Raw genomic sequence first — 19,094 nt, 5'->3', positions numbered from 1 at the left:
TTTGTATCGGAAACGAATGAACAAAATCGCAATTTGTATGTTAATCCTTTCAATTTTCTTGCCGTGTTTGGGCAATATCGGTCTGGAAGAAAATAAAGTTGAAGCATCGGAAACGACAAATGATGAGGACGGGTATGCCAATATAGCTCCGGGAAGCCGGGCCGACTCGTCCTCTCATCTGGGGATCCATACCGCAGTTAAAGCAGTAGACGGCGATCTTAACACAGGATGGGTTGCGGCAAATGCAGCATTTCCTCAAACCATTATCCTTGATTTGGATGCGATCACTACGCTGGGGGCAGTGAAACAGCATTTTCAGACAGATACCACTTGGTACTACCGTATTGAAGGCTCCAATCAAAATACGCCCAACAACTGGTCCTGGTCCGTTCTGGCCGACCGTACCCAAACCGGTGTTAGCGGCAGCACAATAGAAGAAACGGTTCAGGGAAGATACAGATTTGTCAAACTTGTGATTACCGGTTCCGGAGACGGGAGCCCGGCAAGCAGCATGGAGTTTGAAGTCAGAGGCGAATCCTATGTTCAGCCGCGGGATCTGGTTCCGACCCCCGTTCCAGTCGATACCGGTGACAAAATCGTAGTGGCGCAGTCGTGCAACTTATGGGGAAGCAGATATTTTTGGGAAAGCACGAACCCCGTTCTTTATCCGGAGCGGACTCCACTCATGGGGTATTATGACGAGAATTACGACGTGTCGACAGATTGGCAGATCAAGATGGCTGTCGAGAACGGCATAGACGGTTTGTTTTCATGCTGGTTTAGACAAAAAGGAAATAAGGGCAAAGCCCCGGTTATGTCCTCCTTTGATGGCTTGACGCACTCCTTGGCCAACAGCGCTCAACATAGAGAGTATTTGAAATGGGCCATACAATGGGAAAATTCCAATGATTCGGCCGACGGTGTCTCGGACATCAATGATTTCCTGGACAATGTGGTCCCTTTCTGGATAGAGGACTATTTCTCCAAATCCAATTATCTGAAAGTTGAAGGCAAGCCAATCGTATCGATCTACAGCTTGTCCAAATTCATAAGCGATGTCGGTGGCGAAGAGAATGCCAAAAATGCCATTACTCAATTCCGCCAGGCAGTGGCGGTTGCCAGCTATCCAGGCGTTATCCTGATGACAGCCGAGAACACGAATACAACACAAAGTTTCGCTGCCGCTAAAGAGATCGGAATCGATTATATTTATTCCTATCACATCCCGACCTTTATGGATACTTATCCAACTGACGCGAACATCACGTCCGAGAGCTATGTCCAGTCTCACATCGAGTCGTGGAATAATTTCGATTCTAACAGCGAAGTTCCCTATATTATGACTTTATCAAGCGGCTGGGATGCACGGCCGTGGGGCACGTCTGCACCCGTCTGGGAGATCCCCCCGAATTTGTATGAAGGACTTTTGGACGAAGCGAAAACCAGAATGAATGCTAAATCAGATGGAAATTTGAGCGGCAAATTGCTATTTCTCGACAACTGGAACGAGTATGCCGAGGGCCATTATATCGCCCCAACAGAAAAGTATGGGTTCGATTATCTCAATGCAGTTAGAAGAGTTTTCTCCAACGCGACAACCGAACCGGACAATCTGCTCCCAAACAAAAATCACATTCCGCAGTTGCTTACCATTAAACATGCTACAAGTTTGACTGTAACAACTGCAAATGGAGCAGACACCATTACACAGCCTTATGGAACATTGCAAATGGGCTATCAGGCAGAGCCGCTGGATGATGACGGTTTTATGTCCGTCAAATGGGAAGTTTACGAGATGGATGGAGTCACGCCCACAACTAAGGCTTCCATAGCCGGCGACGGTCTGCTAACGGCGAAGTCGAACGGTCAGGTGAAAGTGGTAGTGACGGACAACGGTCAGCCGGAAATAAAGGGCGAAAAAATAATTACAATCAGCAATCAGCCTGAGAACCTTGCGCGGGGTAAAACGGTAACCGCCTCTACCTATGCCGATTATGGCGAAGCGGGAATCTATTATCCATCCAACGCAGTCGACGGCAATATGGATAGCTGGTGGCTTGTAGATGGCGTGCAATATCCATCTTGGTTACAGGTTGATCTGGGAGAGCCTAAAGCTCTCGGTACAATCATTCAGTACGCGGCAGTACCCCAAACCTATAAATTTAAAATAGAGGGTTCATTAGACGGTGAAAACTGGGTGTTGATGGTAGACCGCAGTATAGTGGGTGTCACCGGGGATAAGATCACGGAAGCGGTCAATGGGAGCTATCGGTATGTAAAAATGACGTTTCTTCAAGCCAATGCCTGGCCGTCCAGCAAGGAGTTTGAAATCTATGGCAGTACCGGCGAAGTCATCCCGGAAAATATCCCCGTAGCCGCCATTGAAGTTTCGGGCGAGGGAGGAACAAATGAAATCGCGTTAAACGGGCAGAGTTTACAGATGATTGCCGATGTTCTGCCTGCAAATGCAACTAACAAAGCCGTTGCCTGGTCTGTCTGGGCGGAAGACGGCCAATCGCCGACGGATGCGGCATTTATAAATGACAACGGTCTGCTCTATCCCAATAAAAACGGAACGGTTCGCGTTCGTGCGGAGGCTGGAGACGGTTCGGGAGTAAAGGGTACCGTTCCGGTCCATATTACCGGGCAGAAAGTGAATCTCGCTTACAAAAAACAGGCAACCGCTTCGGAATACACCAATTACGGAGGAGATGCGGTGTTTTCCCCGGATCTTGCCGTAGACGGAAATCCGGAGACAAGATGGCTGGTGGATGGCGTGAAATATCCATCATGGATTGAAGTCGATCTCGGCGAGAAGTATGCCCTGACTCATGTCTTCCAATGGTTTGCGGACGCGGATAGCAAGACCTATAAATACAAGATCGAAGGTTCGGCGAACGGTTCGGATTGGGAGATCCTTGTTGATCGAACGAATGATGGCGTGCAGGGTCCAATGATTACCGAAGAAGTGGCAGGAATCTACCGCTATGTACGAATGACGCTCACCGATGCCAACGCTTGGCCGAGTAGTAGAGAGTTTAAGGTATGGGGAGAGGCTTTGCCGCCAACTGAAGGAGAAAGGCCTGTTGGCGTTCCCGGTACCCCGACAAATTATACCGATGTTAAGTTAGGCAACAACAATCTGCAAGTTCCTGTGACTAGAGAAAATAATGACAACAATCAAACAGTCGTCAGATTGGCGGTGGCTGCGGACGTCCTGGCGCAAGCTTTCTCCTTGAGCAAACAATCTGCGCTCGTACTCGAGGTAAAGAACACCGATCCAGTGGTCAAGGTTGATATTCCGGCTGCGGCTCTTCTCGATGCGGCAGAGAAATGGCCTGATGCAGGCTTGCTGATCAAGGCGGCTGGCGCCAGCTATCTACTTCCTGCAAAGATAGCTAAGAATGTTCCCAGGGATACGAAGATCACCATTACGATTACAAAATTAGCCCAAGAAACGGCGGATGCCATTAAAAGCCGAGTTGCAAAAATGGGATCCATGCAGATGTTGGCAAGTCCCGTAGATTTCAGAGTCGAATACGATGGCAAAGAAGTCTCGGAGTTCAGCGGCAACTATATCAGTCGAACACTTTCGTTTGCTGCCGCTTCGGATATTTCGAAAGTGACGGCCGTATGGGTGGATGACGATAACGGCTTGCATTTTATGCCTTCGGTCCTTTCCCGTAAAGATGATCGTTTTGAGATCACGATATATTCCCCTCATAACGGGATTTACACGGTAATCGAATCGGAGAGATCCTTTAACGATCTTGTTGGACACTGGGCTGCAGAGGATGTCGCATTGCTGGCAAACAAACTTATTGTCAATGGGATGACCAATAAGGAATTTGTGCCTGATGCAAGTATGACAAGAGCGCAGTTCGCAGCGCTGCTCGTACGATCCCTTGGTTTGTCCACTGCCGTAACGGATTTGAAATTCTCGGATGTTGGAGAAGGGACTTGGTACTCCGGTTCGGTCGGAGCAGCCAGTAAGGCAGGGGTAATCCTTGGTTATGAAGACGGTTCTTTCCGACCGCACGACACCATCACGCGCGAGCAGATGGCTGTGATGATTGCGCGAGCGATAGAGTTTACCGGTAAAACGGTCAATCCGGCGAAATCCGTTCTTGACCCGTTCGCAGATCAGGGAGACATTTCCGATTGGGCGTTAGAATCGGCAGCTATCACCCGAAATGCAAGTATTATGCAAGGTTTGTCAGATTCCGCATTTTCTCCAAAGGAAGAAGCGACACGAGCTCAAGCTGTCACCATACTGAAGCGGATGCTTCAATATTTGCAATTTATCGATTAAGAGGCTGAACGCGGGGTGTTTAGGGTTGAATGAATTTACAAATAGAAATGTATTGTCGCATGTTTGGCGTTCGTTAAATGAAGGGGAAATAACGATCGGCTTTATGGGCGGCTCCATAACGGACGGGAGGCCCCGCAACAACTGGCCCGAACCGGTTGCCGCATGGTTTGGCGAACAATTTCCTTCCGCCAAAATAGGCATTGAGAACGCGGCTATCGGGGCTACCGGCAGCGATTTAGCGGTGTTTAGAGCGCAACGGGATATCATTGACCGTGGATGTGATTTGGTATTTATCGAATATGCGGTTAATGATCTATTTGTCGGATCCGAGCAGAGAAATAAAACAAGGGAAACGCTGATCAGGTCTATCCTTGCCAATGGGAATTGCGATGTCATTCTTGTATACACCTACCATCAGGATATGTATACAACCATGATGCAAGCAGAAATGCCGGCATCCGTAGCGGAATTCGAACAACTGGCGGAGCATTATGGAATCGGGTCCGTGTGGGTGGGACTCCACGCTTTGAACGAACTCAAAAAAGGGAGATTCAGTTGGGAAGAATGGCTGCCTGACGGACTCCATCCATCGACTCGGGGAAGTTTGAGCTATGCTCAAGGTGTGATTGCATTTCTTGAGGAGGAGCGTGCAAGGTCCATCCAAGCGGAATCGAAAGCTGCTCCCACATCATTGCCGGCACCCATGTTTGATGGATTATGGCATTCCGTATCTCTTCTTCCTCTGAAAGCCGCGTCTGTTGAAGGTCCCTGGGTGCTCAAAAGGTGGCTGCATCACGTATGGATCGATCAAGTACTTGAAACTTCGGCAGTGGGAGCGAAGCTTTCGTTCTCCTTTTATGGGAAAGGTCTGGCATTAGGTCTGGATTTCGGTTGGAAGATGGCTGAATTCAACTACCGGATTGATGATTCGGATTGGGTTTTCTCAGACCGCGCAAGGCCGGAGTGGCTGTCAGATGACGGGCTGTTTTCTCTCTTTCTTGTTTCGGACTCGTTGCAAGAAGGCGATCATCGGTTTGAGTTGGAAGTGGTGCATGGAAATACCCCTAATTGCAAGGGGACGAATTTCCGGCTTGGTTTTATCGGCGTTATAAGGAATTTATAAAGTGCTTTAAGGAGTGTTGGTAGATGAAATTGAAGGCAACGGATCGTTTAACGCCATCCAGCGACGGAAGCGTACGTATTAAAGGATATCTGGGGCAAAGAATGGCCTCCTGCATTCACAACGGCGTCATGGCCGCCAATCATGCATTATTTCAGATCCCGTTTCGGGATAAAACGGATGAAGGCGGTAGTTGGGGAGGGGAATTTTGGGGCAAGTGGTTTACCTCCGCCGTACTGGCCTATCAGATCGAACCAACTGAACGTCACGGAGCGATTTTGGCTGACGCGGTTCAGGGTTTGATAGATACGCAGTCGGAAAATGGCCGCATCAGCAGCTATGAAAACGATTTTGGGGACTGGGACATCTGGGGAAGAAAGTATGCCTTGCTTGGACTGATCGCCTACTATGATTTGACCGGAAAACAGGAGGCATTGCAAGCGGCTGTTTTAGCTACGGACGAGCTTATCCGGATATCCGGTCCCGGCCAAAAAAAACTGACGGAAACGGGGCTCTCGCTCTTGGAAGCACTATCGTCGTGCTCCATCCTGGAGCCTGTCGTATTGTTGTTTCAGCGAACAAATGATCAGAAGTACCTGGATTTCGCCGAGTACCTCGTTTCGCTTTGGAGCGAACCGAGCGCTTACAATCCGAACGGAATCCGACTGATCGAGGATGCCATAGCGGGAATCGAACCTCTGAAAATTGCATCACCTAAAGGTTACGAGATGATGTCCTGTTATGAAGGCCTGTGCGAATTGTACCGGGCAACAGGAAAACACGAGTACCTTGAAGCGGCAATCAAATTTGCGAACTTGGTAAGAGAAAAGGAAAGTATGATCGTAGGTTCCGGCTCCAGCGGCGAATTGTGGTGCGACGGGGCTAAAAGGCAGACTGAACTGCTGGAACAGCCTATGGAGACCTGTGTCACGACAACCTGGATCAAATATTGCTTCCAATTGCTGCGCCTTACGGGCGATCCGAAATGGGCAGATGAAATGGAAACGACGCTATACAATGCATTGCTCAGCGCAATGGTTCCGAGCGGCAACTGGTGGGCCTATTTTTCGCCATTGGCTGGGGAACGCGTGCCTAGTCATATGCAGGTTCCACTCGTACAGTGCAGTTGCTGTTCGGCCAACGGTCCGCGCGGACTCCTTACCGCGCCTGGGTGGGCGGTCATGAACGATGATTCCGGTATAGCCATAAATTTGTATTATCAAGGCAATTGGAGCGGGAGAGTAAACAATGGGGACGAAGTTGGCTTTGAGATGGAGACGGCCTATCCCGAACCGGATAATATTAGAATCAAGGTAAAGCAGAGTAAAAGCTGTTCTTATACGATAAAGCTTCGTATTCCTGCATGGAGCCGACAAAACGAGCTTCTAGTAAACGGCGAGCGGATTGCCTGCATACCCGGGACGTATACGGAAATCCACAGAGAATGGAAATCGGGGGATGAAATTCACCTGAAGCTGGATTTAAGGGGACGCGTGATTACGGCGCCGGGGAATATAAACCATAAGGCCATTATGGTGGGACCGATTGCACTTGCGTTAGACAGCCGGTTTTCCGACGCGGAGAAGCATGTCAGTCTTTGGCTCGATCATCAACAGATGGAGCGAAAGCACAACCGGGACTGGAACATTGATTATGTTCTCCTGGATAACTGCTCCGATCAAGAAACCTACATTGATCTTGTGCCTGTTGCATCAAAACCCGAGGGGGTATGGATGGCATTTGAGGTACCTTTTCTTATCAGGCCAACTCATTTCGTCGGACATAAAGAAAGCAAGCTGGTTATGTGCGATTATGCATCCGCGGGCAATGAGTTCAGTGAATCAAATCTATTCCGGGTTTGGCTGCCCCAGCCCTTATTTATGGAACAAGCGTTTCCGAAAGGGACTTGGCATATTCTCGTACATTCCGAGGATCGGCCAGAGATTCCCGACGGAACGCGAGAATTGAAACAAACGGGATTTTTGAGTTTGTAGTCTTAGAACTGCTTTCAGCAAGAATGTGATGTCGCCGTTAAGCACAACGCACGCCTCCTGTTCCGGGAGGCGTGCGTTGTTTAATATCGTTAATTGTTAAAAAACCGTATAGCTTTATCCAAATAGATCTGGCGCTCCGGCGTGAGGTCTTCCTCGTAGTAAATGGCGCCGACAGGGCATGCGGCTTCGCAACCTCCGCAGTCGATGCAAATATCGCCGTCAATAAAATATTGGTCTTCGCCAAGCTCGATACAGTCGACAGGGCAGACATCCACGCAATCGGCGGCTTTTTCGGTGATGCAAGCTTCTGTTATGACAAAGGCCATCTGCTTTACCCCTCTTGAATTGCGGCTTCGTAACGTCTGCCGACTTCCGCCCAATTGACGATGTTCCAAAATGCCGCAATGTAGTCCGGGCGTTTGTTTTGGTATTTGAGATAGTAGGCATGCTCCCACACGTCCAGGCCGAGCAGTGGAGTTTCTCCTTCCATAATCGGGCTGTCTTGGTTAGGCAAGCTGGATACTTTCAATTTGCCGCCAGCAACGGAGAGGAAAGCCCAGCCGCTGCCGAATCTGGTTGTTGCCGCTTTGGCAAAGCCGGCTTTAAAATCCTCGAAGCCGCCCAGCTCGCTGTCGATGGCTGCCGCTAATGCGCCCGTTGGCGCGCCTCCAGCATCAGGGCCAATCGTTTCCCAGAACAAGCTATGGTTCGCGTGGCCGCCGCCATTGTTGCGCACAGCCGTACGGATTTCCTCCGGAACGCCGGCAAGATCTGCGATTAATTGCTCAACGGATTTATTTTTCAATTCAGGGGCAGACTCAAGTGCTGCATTTAGATTCGTTACGTAAGTGTTGTGGTGGCGATCATGATGAATCATCATCGTTTGTTCGTCAATATGGGGCTCAAGCGCGTTGTTTGCATAAGGCAATGCAGGTAATTGATGAGACATTTTCATTCCTCCCAAAATTTAAATGGATTTGTTATACGGCTATAATACCGCATTCCCAAAACTTATTCAACATAAATGTATAATTAATATAAAATGTGGGGGCCTCTTAGCCTCATTTAATCGCATTTTTTCCGGGTCCCTTTAAAGTTTGCCGTTCTAAAGCTGGCTCCGCAGCCGCACGTAGCTTTAGCATTCGGGTTGTCGATGGTAAACCCGCCTGTCATGCCTTGGTGCAGGTAGTCGATTTTCATGCCTTCCAAATATTCCTCGGTCCGTTGGTCCCAAACGACTTTAAAGCCCTCATTTTGCATAGAGCGGTCATGCTCCGTCAAGGAATCGTCCAATTTAATGTTATAAGATAAGCCGCTGCAGCCTCCATCGTCGATCCCAACCCGAAGGAACAAGCTTTCAATGCCGTTTTCCAAAATCATTTCGCTAATCATCGATTTGGCTTTATCGCTAATTTCGATCATGGCGCAATCACCTCGTTTATAAAATTTGGTTACACGGTATGAATTGATTTATTAAACATATTATACATAATAGTATATAAAAGGTCAAATAAATCGCTGGCAGACACATATCGACGAAGGAAATGGTATGATGGTAGTATCTTATTAGAAGATACGGTATACGATAGGAACAGAATAGTTAGTGGACGGTGATAACGAATGACGAATATAGAGCAAGGCCAGCTTTCGACAAGAGAATATATCCTTCAGCTCCTGAAGACGCGAGGCGCGCTCAGCACGAAGGATTTGACGGAGGAGCTCGGCATCACGGTTATGGCTGTAAGGCGCCATATTCAATCGTTGGAGCGGGACAATCTTATCGCTTCCAAAACGATAAGGCAGTCGATGGGCAGACCGACGGCGGTGTATACTTTAACCGGGCAAGCGGAGGGATTCTTTCCCCGAAAATACCATACGTTAACGTTGGAGCTGCTCAATGAATTGGAGGACCATTTTGGCGAAAAAGCGGTTGATCAGCTCTTTGATGGCCGCAAAGACAAAATGTTGAAAAAATACGATCAGAGCATGCAAGGCAAAGATATATCCGATCGCGTTTCCAAGCTTGCGGAAATTCAGAATGAGAACGGTTATATGGTCGAGTGGGAAAAGCTTAACGACGATGAATATTTGCTGAAGGAGCACAACTGTCCGATCGAGCAGGTGGCTTCCAAGTATCAGCATGCATGCCAATGCGAGCTTCAGCTCTTTAAATCTCTGCTGGGGGATGCGGATGTGTCGCGGACGGAGTGTCTGGCCAAGGGCGGACAGCGATGCACCTACTCCATCAAAAAGAAAAAAGAAAAAAAACAGTGAGACGTCGCTGACGGTCTCACTGTTTTTTTCATAGCTTCATATTGCTGCTATGGCCTGGCGACAGCTTCGCCGTAGGATCGATATACACCTTCGCGTTGTTAATGGCTGTGGGCGCCTCGCCGAAGCCGACCGCGATCAGCTTTAATTTTCCCGGATAGGTCGTAATATCGCCAGCCGCGAATATGCCCGGAATGTTCGTCTGCATGCGGGTATCAACCGCAATGGAACCGTTTTGGACATCCAGGCCCCAGTCGGAGATCGGGCCGAGCGAGGATACAAATCCAAAGCTGACAATAAGCGCATCGCATGGGAGCTCTTTGGTCTCGCCGGATTTAGGGAATGTAACCGTAATGCGCTCGATTTGCCCATCTCCATGGAGCCCCGTTACTTCCGCAGGCGTGATGACGTTGACCTTCGATTTCATTAGATTGTCTACGCTATGCTCATGCGCGCGGAACTTGTCCCGCCGATGGATGAGCGTCACATCTTTCGCAATCGGCTCCAGCATCAGCGCCCAGTCGACGGCCGAATCGCCTCCTCCGTTGATGACGACACTTTTGCCGGCATATAGGCTAAGGTCTTTTACGAAATAATGGAGGTTTGCGTCTTCGTAACGTCCAGCTTCCGCGAGCTCTAGCCTTCGAGGCTCAAAAGCTCCGATGCCTCCGGTAATGATGACTGCTTTGCTGTAATGGACCGCTTTATCGGTGATAATTTCAAAATGGCGCTCGTCCCTCTTTATAACCTGCTGAACCTTTTCCTCCAAACGAACATCGACGGGGAACAGGCTCATTTGATCCTCCAGATTTTTGACAAGCTGCGCGCCGGTCACCTTAGGAAATCCGGCGATATCATAAATATTCTTCTCCGGGTACAGGGCGATTGGCTGTCCGCCCAGTTGGGGCATACTATCGATAATTTTAACGCTTGCTTGGCGCATTCCGGCATAAAACGCCGCAAACATGCCGGCAGGTCCGCCTCCAATAATCGTGATGTCTGTAAATGCATCTGTATGTTCAAGTTCCAAAACCGTTCGCTCCTTCATATTTTGAAATATATTATAGTTTAATGTATATTAAATATATTAACGCATCGATTTTATTATTTCAACAACAGAGAGGGATCGTATGGAGTATATCGAGGTTACATCCAAGCCGCCCGAGGACTCACAGCCTATAACTTTGGTTATAGGGAAATTCGACGGCGTTCATAGAGGACACGTCATGCTGTTGCAGAAGGCATTGGATTATCGGGACGGCATGCTGGCGGTCATGAGCTTTTCGGACCATCCCAACTGGATCTTAAGGAACAATATCGAATATAAAAGGTCGCTCACGCCGCTCATGCAAAAAATTGCGCTGCTGCAAAATCTCGGCGCAGAGAGGTTTTACAACATTCATTTCACCCAAAAATACGCGCAAATACCGGCTAGAGATTTTGTCATCCATTATTTAAGCAGGCTAAATATCAAGCGCCTTGTCGTCGGTGAGGGCTTTTATTTGGGAAAGGGGAGAGAATCGGATACGAACGACTTGATTGGTTATTGCAAAGAAATAAATATAGCCGTTTCGGTCATTCCGTTACTAAAGGACAACGATGAAAAAATAAGCAGCGCGACAATCCGGTCGCATATTAAGGAAGGCCGCATTGATGCTGCCGGGAAGCTATTGGGGCGTCATTACGTTGTTGCTGGAGAGGTCATTCATGGAAATGCCCTGGGCAGAGAGCTTGGATTTCCGACCATTAATCTAGGGCATGGTGCCGAGCAATATGCTCCTCCTAAAGCAGGTGTATACGCAGGCAGCGCGGAGATTTGCCATAGTCCTAATGAAAGCGAGCATCGTCATGCGCTTATTAGCGCCGGCTATCGGCCTACTGTCGATGGGGGCGATTATTTGATCGAGGCCAATTTGCTTGATTTTTCGGGCGATGTATATGGCAAGAAGGTAAACTTGTCCTTCTATAGTTATCTCCGCGAAGAACTTAAATTTAACAATCTGGAAGAGCTCGTCAAACAGATGAAGCTTGACGAGCTTCAGGCTAGAGCGTATTTCCAGATGCATCATACGGAGCAAGCAATAAGCAATATTAGCAAGTTCTAAATTTATCGGCTAAGAAGGATGGTGCGAATTAATGGATACGAACAAGATGAAACCGCGCGGCATCAAAAAAGTATGGAAAATCACGGAGAAGCAAGTAAGCCCTATTCATAGCGCTGCTCCGGTTCTTGAGCCCGGGCGCTGGACGGACTTCGATCCGTTTCTTGTGATGATGGAAGACAGGTTCGAGAAAGGGGCGTTCGATGTCCATCCGCATCGAGGAATCGAGACGATCTCCTTTATCATCGATGGCAACATCAATCATTATGACAGCGCAACAGGCGATGGCGGGAAACTTCAGAAGGGTGATTTGCAGTTTATGACCGCCGGTAGAGGGGTCGTCCATAACGAGACTCCGGCTGACGGGGAAAGGGTGCATATGCTCCAGCTTTGGATCAACCTGCCGCGCAAATACAAGATGACGGAGCCTCGCTACCAGAACATGCATGCAAATGATATGCCCGTCCGCGAGGAAAATGGGGCTTTGATCCGGGTTTATTCGGGCTCGTCGGGCGAAGTCGTTTCCAGCACGCTGAATTATGCCCCAGTCACTTTCGTGGAGATGGTCGTAGACGGCGGAGCTTCCGTGATGCAAGACCTCCCGGGCAGCTATAACGGTTTTATTTATATTTTGGAAGGAAGCGGCACGTTCGGAGAGAATAAGGCCGAAGCGAGGAAAGGGCAAGCGTTGTGGCTGGATTCTGCCGATGAGGCGGGCATGAGCAGTATACAGGTCACGGCAAACGAAGAGCTGCGGCTTGTTCTATTTGCAGGAGAGCCGCTCAGAGAGCCGGTTGTTGCTCGCGGTCCGTTCGTTATGAACTCGGAAGAGGAGATTGCCCAAGCGTACAGAGATTACCGTAACGGAACGTTTTATTAAACAGAATTTGAAAATGCAGGCAAATGTAGCGTGCAGAATCAGGTGATATTTCGGATCCATCAGATCTTCCTTGGGCCAGTCAGCTTGCAGAAACGGTAGAAGCATTGGCGAAATCGACATCCGAGGATCAGGGAATCTATGGGGCCAATTGAACTTACACCGATTATTATGCGCAATAGCAGCTGGACCAATCTATCAAATTTGATACAAAATACAAATCCTGTTATCGGAATTGGTACGTTGACTTCGTTTTGGGATTGATGATGCGGATGAAAGTTTGTCAAAATAAATATTGCAAGCAGACATAAAATCGCAGGAAGGCGTGATGTGATGAACAGGCGGTAGTGGTAATGATTCTGAGGGAGGGGATATTTAAGTACGGGTATGATCGACCAAAGTAGAAGAGTTAAGAATTATCGTTGTAAGCGTTTTATTACTTGTTAACGTTGTAGTTATTCAAATAAGAAGAGGTGAGCGATCATGATGAACAATGCAAAGGGAAAATTTATGGTTGTTTTCATGGCATTTGTGTTATTAGGAAGTTTGTTTCCTAGATTCAGCTTTTCTACAGAAGTATCCGCAGAGAACCTGGGCCATACCCTTTTTGTAGCGCCAAATGGCGATAATGAAAGTGGTATAGGAACGATAAGCGCCCCTTTTGCCACCTTAGAGAAAGCTCGTGATGCCATACGAGAATTGAGAGCGGATTCAGGTCTTCCTGACGGCGGAATTACGGTCTATTTGCGAGGAGGAGAATATCGTCTTGGAAAATCTTTTGAGCTAACGGAGGAGGATTCAGGAACAGAAGATAATCCGATTATCTATAAAGCCTATAACAATGAAGAAGTTAAAATTATGGGTGGGGCTACCATAGATGCTTCAAAATTTAAAACGGTAACAGATGAAAATATTTTAAACAGATTAGTTGAAAGTGCGCGTGGTAAAGTAGTTAAAGTTGATTTGGCACAGCAAGGAATTACGGAATACGGAGAATTAGTGAGATACGGGCATAGTATGAACTACTTTCCAGAGGGAATTTCACAATATTCAGCCCCAGAATTATTTATTAATGGGGAAAGTCAAACTTTGGCACGGTGGCCAAACAACGACTTTGCTACGGTGAAGAAGGTCATCGATGGAGGAACGACACACGAAATTTATCCGCCGCCTGCAGATGATGTCGGTCCTTGGGAAGGATTTGTTATAGAGTACGATGGAGATCGACCTAGTCGATGGACAGAAGCCAATGACATATGGATGTATGGTTATTGGAGATGGGATTGGTCCGATCAATCTCTGCAAGTGGATTGGATTGATACCGATAAGAAGCAAATAAAGTCAGTACAACCAAGCGCCTTCGGAATCTTGGAAGGTCAACGTTATTACGTATATAATCTCTTAGAGGAAATTGATATGCCCGGCGAGTATTACTTGGATCGAGAAAGCGGCAGCTTATATTTATATCCAAAGGGGCAATTAGAAGAAGCCAGTGTTCAGCTCTCCGTCTTAGAAGAAGATTTAATCCATATTTCGAATGCATCCCATATTTCTTTTGAAGGCATGTATATGGGGACGAGTCGAAAGAATGCTTTTTATATTGAAGATTCATCTCATATCATAATTAATGACATGACTTTAGCACAACTAGGCAATAGAGCGATCATAACCGAAAATAGTAAAAAGTTACAAATTATAAACAATGATATATTTGACACAGGTGCTGGGGGAATTACCCTTAGCGGCGGTGACCGAATGACATTAACACCTGGCGAGAATGTGGCAGATAACAATCACATCTATAACTTTTCACGAATTGTAAGAACATACACTCCAGCCATTCTAATTGAGGGTGTAGGAAATTCGGCATCCCATAACCTTATTCATGGTGGACCTCATACTGCTCTGGTGTTATACGGAAACGATCATCTTATAGAATATAACGAGTTTTTTAATGTCGTAACAGAGTCAGATGATGCGGGGGCCGTTTATGCAGGAAGGAATTGGACGGAAAGAGGGAATGTTATTCGATATAACTTTTTCCATGATATTGGAGGTCTCGGCGGAAGAGTCGGTGTCAACGCTATCTATTTAGATGATGCCATGAGCAGTGCCGCCACATATGGGAACGTATTTTATGATTTGTATCGCGCTGTTGTTATAGGCGGGGGACGTGATCATTCTATCGAGAATAACCTCATCATAGATGGCGTACAGTCCATTTTCATAGATGATCGCGCATATAGTTTGCCGGATTGGTTCAAACACAGTATGGATCCGGACGGACCCCTGTACACGAGTTTATATGCAGTACCTTTCCAAGAGGAGCCCTGGAGTTCACGCTATCCGGAATTAGCGAGTATTCTTGATGATAACCCGGGCATTCCAGCAGGTAACTCCGTACGGAAAAATGTAATGATTAACTCTGGAGAAATGCAGATTGCCGATATTGTCAAGGAGTATGGCGTGGTTGAAAATAATTTAACTTTAGATGCAGGTCAGGATCCAGGGTTTGTCGATGCCGATAACATGAATTTTAGCCTTAAACCAGAATCTATCGTATTCGACCAAGTAGAGGGTTTTGAGGATATCCCATTTGATAATATCGGTTTATATCAAAACGACAAACGTATCCGTATGCCATCAACAGGATCCTTTAACCTCAGCTCGCCCATACACGGATCGGAAGAAGTAGAACCAACGAAAGTAGAATTTACTTGGGAGCATTCCCAATCTGCCTCCGCTTATCGTTTTGTACTTGCTCTAGATCATGGTTTTGAGCAAGTTGTTCATCATGAAACGGTTAATAACACGAGTATTATCCTGGAAGATCTATCTGAAAAGACAACCTACTATTGGAAGGTAGAAGCCCAAGGAAGTTCGCGATTTATCGATAATACATGGAATTCAGAAGGAGTCTTTTCCTTTAAGACGAAAGAGATCTCGCTCGTCAAAGAACCGGTAACGGGAATTGAGTTGGATCAGAGCAAGGTGTCGCTCGAAATGGGCGAGAGAAGGCAGCTAAACGCCAATGTATTGCCGCAGGAAGCGTCTAATCGGAAGGTCGACTGGGTATCCAGTAACCCTGCGGTCGCAAGCGTAGACAATACGGGTTTAGTCATAGCACATAAGTCCGGATCAGCAGTCATTACGGCCGTATCTGACGAAAATGAACAATTGAAGGCTGAAGCAACCGTAACCGTTAAGTCCTGGCCCAAATACTCTACTCAATCGTTGAATAAAGCGTTGAAAGACAAGAAACGCTGGACGGATTCCGATGCGGTCGAGTTCCATAAAGGAAATGTCCGGATCGACGGGGAAGGCGTATTCGGCTACGAAGGACAGAAGTTCGGCAGCAAGTTGCTCCGGTTCAAGACGAAGTTCGGAGCGTTCGACGGAGGTTGGTACGGCTTTGCCCTGCGCTCCGACCGAACCGGTGATCCGACCTGGGTGGGAGGAAACAAAGGTTACCTGCTTGTCATCAAGGAAGACCAAATCGAGTTTCAGACATGGAAGCCGGGGCATAAAATGGTCAGGATCATCCCGAATGACGAGTTCAAAGCCGGAGGCGAGTATGAGATTGAGATTGGCGTGCTCCGCTCCGCAGGCGGAGAACGCTACATTTTGAAATCGGGCTCTCGTGTCATCCTGAACGAATTGGATTCCGACCCGAGCAACCCGATCGCTGCCGAAGGTTACTTCAACGTTTACAACTATGCCGGAGACGGCAACGCGATTGAGCTGAAGCAGGTGAAAGGCAAATAACACCGTTTTGCAGAGCCGCCCGGATGCAAGTCCAGGCGGCTTTTTTCATATATCAGGGGTAGAGACTCCGTAATGCCGGGCATATTCCGCTTGAGCTCGTTGAATCGGTTCGTCCCGGCCTGCAAGAGATGCAATAAAATAACCTGTCATTTTGCCGCTTAAATCCTACTCGGAATGTGATTAGTTGCGATAAAAGGTCAAAAAACTATTTCTGCTGCTCTGACGAAAGATTTTCCAGCACGTTGTCCACAATTGTATCCTGGACAGCAAGAACTTTTTCAATATTGGACTGCGCGAGTTCCGTAAGCTGGATCAGCGTGGCACGTCGGTCGGTTGGACGGGAATGCGAACGAGGAGCTTATCCTGTTCGAGCGCATCAACAAAATCGGTTATCCCGTTGGTAAAATGATTCCGGCGGCAATGCTCATGATTTTAACTCTGGTTCTCGCAAGTCTCCATTTTTCCGCAATGACAGACCTTTTTTAAAGACGTTTTGTATTCTTAGTACGTTCGAAGTAAGTTGGAATATAACTTGACATGCAAGATAATAATGAGTATCCTCAGTATTAAACGATGCAGAGGATACTCATTATGAGAACACCTAGTTTAAGTTATGTGAATCATTTACTAGGAATAGAAAAGAGGTTCGGATTATGACGGACGCATCATCGCAAAACGCGGACAAGCTGCTAAAGATTCTTGTTGTCACGTTAATATTCTCGGTTATGAACGGTACGATGTTCAATGTCGCTTTACCCGAGATAGGCAAGGAGTTCAGTCTCGTTCCTTCGCAAGTCAGTTGGATTATGACCAGTTATATGGTCGTATACGCGGTAGGGTCCATCGTGATGGGGAAATTGGCGGATAAATATCGGCTGAAGGATTTGTTGACGTACGGACTGTTAATTTTCGCTATCGGTTCTTTGATCGGTCTGCTTGCCAATGAGTTTTGGCTTATCATATTGGGGCGCGTGATCCAGGCAGCGGGTGCTTCTGTTCTTCCTGCAACGGCGATGATCATTCCCATCCGATATTTTGCTCCCGAGAAAAGAGGGCGGGCGCTCGGCACTTCCGCGATTGGACTGGCGCTTGGCAATGCTTTGGGCCCGGTCGCTGCGGGAGTGATTACCAGCTTTGGAAGCTGGAGACTCATGTTCGTCCTTTCCTTGCTTCCGCTGCTTACGCTTCCTTTCTTTCGGAAGTATTTGGATAATGCGAAAGGGAAAGCGGGAAGTATCGATGTCCTTGGCGGCGGTTTGCTTGCTGTTGCTGTCGCAGTCTTCTTGCTTGCGATTACGCAGATGCAAGTTTGGTTGTTCCTCGGAGGGCTTGTCATGCTGGCCTTATTTATCATTCGGATTCGGAAAGCCGGGGAGCCCTTTATTAAACCGGGGCTGTTCCGCAACAAAACCTATTCGATCGGGTTGCTGCTTGCTTTTTTGACGACGGCAATGAGCTTTAGCATGACATTTATGACTCCCCAATTTTTAGCGGCGGTAAACGGTTTGTCCCCTGCTAATATTGGTTTCGTGTTAGTTCCAGCTGCAATTGCCTCGGCCATCATGGGACGCAAGGGCGGCAGGCTGGCCGACGACCGAGGCAATTTCGCGCTCGTATTCGCCGCTTCGGTGTTGTTATTTTTAGCCTTCTTCTTCTTATCTACTTTTATCGGGTTATCCGCATATGTCATCGCGATTATTCTGATACTGGGAAACGTGGGTCAGACTTTCATGCAGATCGCGATGTCCAATACGATTTCGAGGACGCTGTCCAAAGAGGAAACAGGCGTAGGCATGGGACTGCTCTCCATGATTAATTTCATCTCTGGCGCGATGGCCATGAGCGTAGTCGGGAAAATGCTCGACAAGGGCTCCGCTTCCACGCAGTTCAATCCCTTGATTACAAATGAAGCTGCCTATGTGTACAGCAACATATTTATTGTCATGTCCCTGGTGATCATTGCCGTAGTCGTGCTGTATCGTTTTCTGTTTCCCGCGGGTGTTCCCGGGTTGAACAAAAATAGGAAACAAATGAAGAGGGGTTAATGATGAACGCTCCAACTTCGACCGCTGCTCCTAATTCTCTGAAGCTTGGGAATGTAAAGAGACTTCCGATCTTAATCTCCTTAATCCAGCATCATGACTGCAGGACAACGCAGTTATCTGGAGAAATCGTCCGATCCGACCGCTCCGGTCGAACTAACGGAGGCAATGGTTTCGGGCGTGCAAAATGCATTTCTGTTCGGCTTTATTTTCGCCCTTCTTGCGCTTGCCGTGGCGCTCTTTACGAAACGATCGCAACCTCCAAAGGAATAGGGATTAAGAATAAACTATCAGAGAGACACCTTATCAGGTGTCTTTTTTGCGTTGTCGGGATACGTAGGGCAAGCAATTTGCAAGCGAGCGATCATTTCTCTAGGGACAGGCCAACTGTGGAACTTGCTCCAATCTACCAAAAACAATAGAGTGGATATATTTCAACGTATTTCAAGAAAAAAAACAGGTATTATTTTAATCGATTACGTAAATGATGTACGGATAACAGAGGGCAAACGTCGGCTTAATGAGACGGCCAGACAAGTACGATGAATTACTGAGCAAGTTGGATATTTGAATGTAAATTCCTTTATCAGTTGAATCGATGCTCATGTTGA

Annotated in this window: 13 protein-coding genes and 2 pseudogenes; 9 read left to right on the top strand and 6 right to left on the bottom strand. The window is 47.5% G+C overall.

All coding sequences use genetic code 11. The features are described 5' to 3' along the window. Window position 1 precedes the first annotated feature (1 nt). From KJW29_RS23670 to KJW29_RS23660, 3 genes are read left to right on the top strand one after another with little or no spacing between them, the layout of a single operon-like run. The gene (locus tag KJW29_RS23670) at window positions 2-4,312 is read left to right on the top strand and encodes a discoidin domain-containing protein (RefSeq protein WP_214626479.1); all 4,311 of its coding nucleotides are present in this window, start codon (window positions 2-4) and stop codon (window positions 4,310-4,312) included. A gap of 25 nt (window positions 4,313-4,337) precedes the next feature. Next, window positions 4,338-5,435, top strand: a complete 1,098-nt coding sequence (locus KJW29_RS23665; RefSeq protein WP_214626478.1) for an SGNH/GDSL hydrolase family protein — start codon at window positions 4,338-4,340, stop codon at window positions 5,433-5,435. A 23-nt stretch (window positions 5,436-5,458) separates the two neighbouring features. Next, window positions 5,459-7,426 (top strand): beta-L-arabinofuranosidase domain-containing protein, encoded by a 1,968-nt coding sequence (locus tag KJW29_RS23660; protein WP_214626477.1) that lies wholly within the window; start codon window positions 5,459-5,461, stop codon window positions 7,424-7,426. Window positions 7,427-7,515: 89 nt separating this feature from the next. Here the strand turns inward: KJW29_RS23660 and KJW29_RS23655 are convergent, their stop codons facing one another. The 3 genes from KJW29_RS23655 to KJW29_RS23645 all read right to left on the bottom strand — a co-directional run bounded on the left by KJW29_RS23655 (window position 7,516) and on the right by KJW29_RS23645 (window position 8,848). Further along, window positions 7,516-7,752 carry a DUF362 domain-containing protein gene (locus KJW29_RS23655; protein ID WP_087567506.1) on the bottom strand — a complete coding sequence of 79 codons (237 nt, stop codon included), beginning with the start codon at window positions 7,750-7,752 and terminating at the stop codon, window positions 7,516-7,518. Between the two features lie 5 nt (window positions 7,753-7,757). Then, entirely contained in the window at window positions 7,758-8,375 is a 618-nt protein-coding gene (locus tag KJW29_RS23650; protein WP_214626476.1) for a superoxide dismutase, read from the bottom strand. 116 nt (window positions 8,376-8,491) lie between these two features. Continuing rightward, complete coding sequence (locus KJW29_RS23645; protein WP_214626475.1) at window positions 8,492-8,848, bottom strand: HesB/IscA family protein; 357 nt, start codon at window positions 8,846-8,848, stop codon at window positions 8,492-8,494. Between the two features lie 198 nt (window positions 8,849-9,046). Between KJW29_RS23645 and KJW29_RS23640 the strand changes: the two genes are divergently transcribed. Continuing rightward, a complete protein-coding gene (locus tag KJW29_RS23640) occupies window positions 9,047-9,700 on the top strand; it encodes a helix-turn-helix transcriptional regulator (RefSeq protein ID WP_214626474.1) in 654 nt (217 codons plus the stop codon). A 28-nt stretch (window positions 9,701-9,728) separates the two neighbouring features. Here KJW29_RS23640 and KJW29_RS23635 read toward each other — a convergent pair whose 3' ends face one another. Further along, window positions 9,729-10,727, bottom strand: a complete 999-nt coding sequence (locus tag KJW29_RS23635; RefSeq protein ID WP_281426287.1) for an NAD(P)/FAD-dependent oxidoreductase — start codon at window positions 10,725-10,727, stop codon at window positions 9,729-9,731. Window positions 10,728-10,827: 100 nt separating this feature from the next. Here KJW29_RS23635 and ribF point away from each other — a divergent pair, with 100 nt between their 5' ends. The 3 genes from ribF (at window position 10,828) to KJW29_RS23620 (ending at window position 16,441) form a co-directional block, all read left to right on the top strand. After that, a complete protein-coding gene (ribF, locus tag KJW29_RS23630) occupies window positions 10,828-11,802 on the top strand; it encodes a riboflavin biosynthesis protein RibF (protein WP_214626472.1) in 975 nt (324 codons plus the stop codon). A gap of 31 nt (window positions 11,803-11,833) precedes the next feature. Then, window positions 11,834-12,679: a pirin family protein gene (locus KJW29_RS23625; protein ID WP_214626471.1), complete on the top strand. Its 846-nt coding sequence runs from the start codon at window positions 11,834-11,836 to the stop codon at window positions 12,677-12,679. A 480-nt stretch (window positions 12,680-13,159) separates the two neighbouring features. Continuing rightward, window positions 13,160-16,441 carry an Ig-like domain-containing protein gene (locus KJW29_RS23620; protein WP_214626470.1) on the top strand — a complete coding sequence of 1,094 codons (3,282 nt, stop codon included), beginning with the start codon at window positions 13,160-13,162 and terminating at the stop codon, window positions 16,439-16,441. Here the strand turns inward: KJW29_RS23620 and KJW29_RS23615 are convergent. Both KJW29_RS23615 and KJW29_RS36675 read right to left on the bottom strand, forming a co-directional pair. Continuing rightward, the gene (locus KJW29_RS23615; protein ID WP_281426286.1) at window positions 16,390-16,575 is read right to left on the bottom strand and encodes a hypothetical protein; all 186 of its coding nucleotides are present in this window, start codon (window positions 16,573-16,575) and stop codon (window positions 16,390-16,392) included. The two genes, KJW29_RS23620 and KJW29_RS23615, sit on opposite strands and share 52 nt — an antisense overlap. Window positions 16,576-16,649: 74 nt before the next feature. Further along, window positions 16,650-16,834 (bottom strand): annotated as a pseudogene (locus KJW29_RS36675) (MarR family winged helix-turn-helix transcriptional regulator); the annotation flags it as partial. Between the two features lie 260 nt (window positions 16,835-17,094). On the opposite strand from KJW29_RS36675, the gene KJW29_RS23610 reads away from it, so the two are divergent. After that, window positions 17,095-18,486: an MFS transporter gene (locus KJW29_RS23610; RefSeq protein ID WP_214626469.1), complete on the top strand. Its 1,392-nt coding sequence runs from the start codon at window positions 17,095-17,097 to the stop codon at window positions 18,484-18,486. Between the two features lie 87 nt (window positions 18,487-18,573). Then, window positions 18,574-18,756, top strand: a pseudogene (locus KJW29_RS23605) (MFS transporter); the annotation flags it as partial. Window positions 18,757-19,094 lie beyond the last annotated feature (338 nt).

It is taken from the genome of Paenibacillus agaridevorans, from assembly GCF_018604145.1.
In the GTDB taxonomy this organism is placed as follows: Bacteria; Bacillota; Bacilli; order Paenibacillales; family Paenibacillaceae; genus Pristimantibacillus; species Pristimantibacillus agaridevorans.
The sequence above is the reverse complement of the archived record's forward strand: the minus strand, read 5'-3'. Positions and strand labels throughout refer to the sequence as shown.

What these genes read in the sequence shown, in the direction of transcription:
- KJW29_RS23660 (WP_214626477.1), top strand. Translation starts at nt 5,459, where the DNA reads ATGAAATTGAAGGCAACGGATCGTTTAACGCCATCCAGCGACGGAAGC.
- KJW29_RS23655 (WP_087567506.1), bottom strand. Translation starts at nt 7,752, where the DNA reads ATGGCCTTTGTCATAACAGAAGCTTGCATCACCGAAAAAGCCGCCGAT.
- KJW29_RS23640 (WP_214626474.1), top strand. Translation starts at nt 9,047, where the DNA reads ATGACGAATATAGAGCAAGGCCAGCTTTCGACAAGAGAATATATCCTT.
- KJW29_RS23620 (WP_214626470.1), top strand. Translation starts at nt 13,160, where the DNA reads ATGATGAACAATGCAAAGGGAAAATTTATGGTTGTTTTCATGGCATTT.
- KJW29_RS23625 (WP_214626471.1), top strand. Translation starts at nt 11,834, where the DNA reads ATGGATACGAACAAGATGAAACCGCGCGGCATCAAAAAAGTATGGAAA.
- KJW29_RS23650 (WP_214626476.1), bottom strand. Translation starts at nt 8,375, where the DNA reads ATGTCTCATCAATTACCTGCATTGCCTTATGCAAACAACGCGCTTGAG.
- KJW29_RS23610 (WP_214626469.1), top strand. Translation starts at nt 17,095, where the DNA reads ATGACGGACGCATCATCGCAAAACGCGGACAAGCTGCTAAAGATTCTT.
- ribF (WP_214626472.1), top strand. Translation starts at nt 10,828, where the DNA reads ATGGAGTATATCGAGGTTACATCCAAGCCGCCCGAGGACTCACAGCCT.
- KJW29_RS23645 (WP_214626475.1), bottom strand. Translation starts at nt 8,848, where the DNA reads ATGATCGAAATTAGCGATAAAGCCAAATCGATGATTAGCGAAATGATT.